Here is a 5,156-nt window from a genome sequence, read left to right as displayed (position 1 = left end):
GCACTCCCCCCGGTGCGCCCCCCTGGACGTGCGCGTGGCCCACACCCTCTCCGCCGTTCGCACCGCCGCACTCGAGCTGCTGGAGGCCCAGGACGCCCGGAGCATCACCATCTCCCAGCTGTGCAAGAAGGCCTCGATCTCCCGCCCCACCTTCTACCAGCACTACTCGGGGCTCGACGACGTCTACGCGGACATCGTGCGCCAGGAGCTCTCCCGCACGGCGCGCGAGTTCGAGGGCTTCGAGGGCTCCGGGATCGAGAAGCCCCTGGAACGGCTGATCGCCTTCGTGCACACCCACGGCATGGGGAACCTGGCCACGGTGGGCAACCGTCAGCTCGCCTCGCGCGTGCGTCCCATCGTGGAGCTGTGGCTCGCCGAGCGCGTGGCGCGTGCCGCCTACAACACCGAGCTGGACGCCCTCGACCCCGACCAGTGGATGCGCACCTACTTCGTGGCCGGCGGGCTCATGACGGTGCTGCGGCAGCAGGCCGCGGACTCCCCCGCCTCCGGGATGGGCGCCGAGGAGATGGCCCACGCCCTGCAGCGCACCATGAGCACCGTGCTGCGCACCACCTCCTGACCTTCCCCACCTCCGCAGGCCGCTCGCACGACGCCGCCCGGCCACCCCGCCCTCTCTGCGCACCTGGTGTCCGGCACCACGTTGAACAGATACCCCCTCGGGGTATAGCATGAATGCCATGAGCACCCAGGACACCCCCTCCCGCGGCTATGCGCAGGACAAGGCCGCCTACGCCCGGCGCCTCAAGCGCATCGAGGGCCAGGTGCGCGGCATCCAGCGCATGATCGACGAGGACACCTACTGCATCGACGTCCTCACGCAGATCTCCGCCATCCAGTCCGCCCTGAAGTCCGTGAGCCTGGGGCTCATGGAGGAGCATCTGGGCCACTGCGTCAAGCACGCCGTGGAGCACGCCCACGACACCGGGGACACCTCCGAGATGGACGCCAAGCTCGCGGAGGCCAACGCCGCCATCGCCCGCCTGGTCAAGAGCTGACCCCGATCTGCAGCTCGCTCTGCCCCCTGCTTTCCCGCCCCGCGCCGAGAGGCCTGCGCCTCCGGGCCCTGCGGGCCACCCACGACCGAAGGAGAAATCCATGAACACCACCGTGAACGTTTCCGGCATGACCTGCGGCCACTGCGTGTCCTCCGTGCAGGAGGAGCTGTCCGAGATCCCCGGCGTGACCGCCGTGGACGTGGAGCTCAACGCGGGCGGCACGTCCCCCGTGACCATCACCAGCTCCCGCGAGCTGTCCCCCGAGGAGATCTCCGCGGCCGTGGCGGAAGCGGGGTACACCGTTGAGTGAGCCCTCCGCACCCACCACCACCCTCGACCCGGAGGTCCACGGCCCCCTGCGCGAGCTGGAGCTGGAGATCACCGGCATGACGTGCGCCTCGTGCGTGGGTCGGATCGAGCGCAAGCTCCGCAAGCTGGACGGCGTGGAGCCCGCCGTGAACCTGGCCCTGGAGTCCGCCTCCGTGCAGGTTCCGGCGGACGTCTCCGACCAGGACATCGTGGACACCGTCCAGCGCGCCGGGTACGGGGCCCGCATCACGGGCGGCGCGCAGCAGGCGGCGTCCGAGCCCCAGGACGGGGCAGACTCCGACCCCGGGGCAGGAACAGCGGGTACGACGTCGTCGGGCGCCTCCCCTGCCGTGCCCTCAGCAGGTGCCGTGCCCGGCGATGCGCGGGACCGCGCCGCAACGCCCGCCACGGACGGTGCCCGCCACGAGGACGGCGCGGAGCAGAACGAGCACCGGGACCCGGCGCTCGAGACCACCCCGGCCCAGCGGCGCATGGCGGACCTGAAGAAGCGCTTCTGGGTGGCGGCCGCGTTCTCCGCACCCGTGTTCGTGGTGTCCATGGTGCCCGGGGCGCAGTTCCCGCACTGGGGCTGGGTGGCCGCCCTGCTGGCGCTGCCCGTGGTCACGTGGGCGGCGTGGCCGTTCCACCGCGCCACCGCGATGAACGCCCGGCACCTGTCCACGACCATGGACACCCTGGTGTCCCTCGGCGTGGCCGCGGCGTACCTGTTCTCCCTGTGGCACCTGGTCGCGGACCCGAGCATGACCGCCCACGCCCATCCCGGCGCGGGCATGGACATGTCCGGGCACCAGCTCTACTTCGAGTCCGCCGCCCTCGTGACCACGTTCCTGCTGCTGGGCCGCTGGCTCGAGGCTCGCGCGAAGTCCCGCTCCGGCGAGGCGCTCAAGGCGCTGCTGGACCTGGGCGCGCAGCAGGCCACCGTGGTGGCGGAGGACGGCACCGAGCACACCGTGCCGGTCTCTGAGCTCGCCGTGGGGGACGCCTTCGTGGTGCGCCCGGGCGAGAAGGTCGCCACGGACGCCGTGGTCCTGGAGGGTGGCTCCGCCGTGGACGCCTCCATGCTCACCGGCGAGTCCGTGCCGGTGGAGGTGGGCCCGGGGGACGAGCTGACCGGTGCCACCGTGAACACCACGGGGCGGCTGCTCGCCCGCGCCACCCACGTGGGGGCGGACACCGTGCTCGCCTCGATGGGCCGCACCGTGGCCCGCGCCCAGGCCACCAAGGCACCTGTGGCGCGGCTCGCGGACCGCATCTCGTCGGTGTTCGTGCCCGTGGTCATGGGCATCGCGCTGGTGACCCTCGCGGTGTGGCTGCTGGTGACCGGCGACCTCAACCGCGCCTTCGTGGCGGCCGTCTCCGTGCTGGTCATCGCGTGCCCGTGCGCCCTGGGTCTCGCCACCCCCACGGCCATGCTGACCGGCACCGGGCGCGGCGCCCAGCTGGGCATCCTCATCACCTCCGCGGAGGTCCTGGAGGACACCCGCTCCGTGGACACCGTGGTGCTGGACAAGACCGGCACCGTGACCCACGGGAACATGGCCGTGAGCACCGTGACCCCGCTCCACGCGTGGTCCCGGGACCAGGTGCTGGACCTGGCCGCGGCCGTGGAGCGCTACTCGGAGCACCCCATTGCCCAGGCCATTGCGGCGGCCACACCCCACCGGTACCAGGTGACCCGCTTCGAGTCCGCCCCGGGCGGCGGCGTGCGGGGCTATGTGCCGGACGGGATGAACGCGCGTTTCGTGGTGGTGGGCCGCTCTTCCTGGCTGCACGAGAACGGGGTTCGGCTGAACGCCGAGGAGACCGAGGCCCTGGAGCACGCCCGCGCCGGGGGTTCCACCACCATCCTCGTGGCCGTGGGCGGCCGCCTGGCCGGGTTCATCGACCTGCGGGACACCGTGAAGGACGAGGCCCCTGCCGCCATCGCCGAGCTCAAGGAGCTGGGGCTGCGCCCCGTCCTGCTCACCGGCGACAACGCCGCCGTGGCCCGCTCCGTGGCCGCGCAGGTGGGGATCGCCCCCGAGGACGTGGTTGCGGACGTGACCCCGGACGGCAAGGTGCAGGCCGTCGAGTCCCTGCGCTCGGGGGGTCATGTGGTGGCCATGGTGGGGGACGGCGTCAACGACGCCCCGGCGCTGACCACGGCGGACCTCGGCATCGCCATGGGTTCCGGGACGGACGCGGCCATGCAGGCCGCGGACATCACGGTGGTCCGCAGCGAACTCACCGCCATCCCCCTGGCCATCCGGCTCTCCCGAGCGACGCTCTCGACCATCAAGTCCAACCTGTTCTGGGCGTTCGCGTACAACACGGTGGCCATCCCGGTGGCCGCCCTGGGACTGCTGAACCCGATGGTGGCCGGTGCGGCCATGGCGTTCAGCTCCGTGTTCGTGGTGCTGAACTCGTTGCGGCTGCGGCGCTTCGCGCGCTGAGCCCGCCTGCTGGGCGGGCGGCTGGGCGAGTCGGCGGCGGCCACCGTCACATGCCCCGCAGGCACCACACGCCCAGGACGACGTGCCGCGCAGGACGAGGCCCCGGGGACCACATGGTCCCCGGGGCCTCGTTGCACGCCGGGACCGCTGCCCCGCGCGAAGATCAGCGAGCGCTCGAGCCCGGCTTCTCGCCGGTGGTGTCCGGGTGGACGCGCTGGCCGAACTCGGGCTCGTCCGCGGCGCGGGAAGCGGTGCCGCCCTGCTCCGTGCTGCGTGCCCGCTCGGCCTCGCGGCGCGCCTTGTTCTCCGCGAAGATCTTGGCGGAGGAACGGTTCACGCCGGTGCCCTGGCCGAGCTCCTCGGCGTTGGGCTTCTCCAGCAGCATGAGGGTGGCGCACACCACCACGGAGGCGATGAACGTGATGCCGGCGGCAATCAGTCCCAGCCCCACACGGGCCGCGTTGTCGGAACCGCCGGCGGCCACCACGGAGACGATCACGAACGCCACGACGGCCAGGACGGCCGAGATGACCAGGGGCCCCTTGATGTCCGTTGTGCGCCGGCCGTTGTGCTCAGTGCGCTGGGCCACGTGATTCCTCCTGGCAGTGTTCGGGGTGCGAGGCGGCGGAGTCCCGTCCGCCGGTTCAACCTGTGAGTCTACGCCGTCAGCCCTCACGGGAAGGGTGGGCGGCAGTGCCGTCCGCGGCCCGGGCGTCGTGGCGCAGGCTCAGCGCGGCAATGAGCTGGGTGACGCCGATCAGGATGGCCGCACCACCCACCACGCCGAGCTCCGCCTTGGTGCCGAGCGTCTCCACGAGCACCATGCCCATGGCCGCGAACACGGTGATCGCGCCGCACAGCGTCCAGTCCCTCCCCAGGGGGAACTCCCCCCGGAACCGCATGCCGAGCACCAGCTCCGTGATCCCGCACAGTCCCAGGACCACGGCGGAGAGCAGCACGAACACCCAGTTGCTCGTGGCCACCACAGCCGTGAGCGCGCCGCCCAGGACGTAGAGCACCCCGTAGGACTGGGGGATGCCGCGGCTCGCCCCGAGGTCCACGGACTCGTTCCGGTTCAGGCGCACCTGCAGGAAGAGCGCGGAGAGGCCCGTGCCCACGAGGAACAGGGCCATGACCCAGCGCCCCGCGGCGGGGGACGGTTCCTGCCAGAACACGGTGATCGCGGCGAAGACCAGCGCCACCACGGCACGCACCAGCGTGGGCACCCACAGGTCGTGGCGCACGTCGGCGCGGCGGGGGCCCGGGCGGCTCTCGCCGCCGTGCGGTGCGGGAATGGACTGGGGCACGCGGGAACTCCTGGGATCGCGGCGGGTGTTTCGCCCAGTCTATCGAGCCCCCCTGACGGGATCCCCGGCAC

Annotated in this window: 6 protein-coding genes; 4 read left to right on the top strand and 2 right to left on the bottom strand. The window is 72.2% G+C overall.

What is annotated here, in order from left to right; all coding sequences use genetic code 11:
• The 4 genes from CWC38_RS10800 to CWC38_RS10785 all read left to right on the top strand — a co-directional run.
• The coding region (locus CWC38_RS10800; protein ID WP_133306255.1) for a TetR/AcrR family transcriptional regulator at positions 1 to 580 on the top strand (580 nt) is incomplete at its 5' end.
• A gap of 109 nt (positions 581 to 689) precedes the next feature.
• Positions 690 to 1,016, top strand: coding sequence for a metal-sensitive transcriptional regulator (locus CWC38_RS10795; RefSeq protein WP_121846734.1), 327 nt, complete (start codon positions 690 to 692; stop codon positions 1,014 to 1,016).
• A 100-nt stretch (positions 1,017 to 1,116) separates the two neighbouring features.
• Positions 1,117 to 1,326: a heavy-metal-associated domain-containing protein gene (locus CWC38_RS10790; RefSeq protein WP_121846733.1), complete on the top strand. Its 210-nt coding sequence runs from the start codon at positions 1,117 to 1,119 to the stop codon at positions 1,324 to 1,326.
• Entirely contained in the window at positions 1,319 to 3,778 is a 2,460-nt protein-coding gene (locus tag CWC38_RS10785; protein ID WP_121846732.1) for a heavy metal translocating P-type ATPase, read from the top strand. The genes CWC38_RS10790 and CWC38_RS10785 overlap by 8 nt, the downstream gene beginning before the upstream one ends.
• Positions 3,779 to 3,941: 163 nt before the next feature.
• On the opposite strand, the gene CWC38_RS10780 is transcribed toward CWC38_RS10785, so the two are convergent.
• Complete coding sequence (locus tag CWC38_RS10780; protein ID WP_121846731.1) at positions 3,942 to 4,367, bottom strand: hypothetical protein; 426 nt, start codon at positions 4,365 to 4,367, stop codon at positions 3,942 to 3,944.
• Positions 4,368 to 4,443: 76 nt separating this feature from the next.
• Positions 4,444 to 5,085, bottom strand: coding sequence for a hypothetical protein (locus tag CWC38_RS10775; RefSeq protein WP_240625229.1), 642 nt, complete (start codon positions 5,083 to 5,085; stop codon positions 4,444 to 4,446).
• Between the last annotated feature and the right edge of the window lie 71 nt (positions 5,086 to 5,156).

Origin of the sequence: Kocuria tytonicola (genome assembly GCF_003687455.1) — a bacterium.
Classification (GTDB): domain Bacteria; phylum Actinomycetota; class Actinomycetes; order Actinomycetales; family Micrococcaceae; genus Kocuria; species Kocuria tytonicola.
This window is presented reverse-complemented; position numbering and strand designations above follow the sequence as displayed.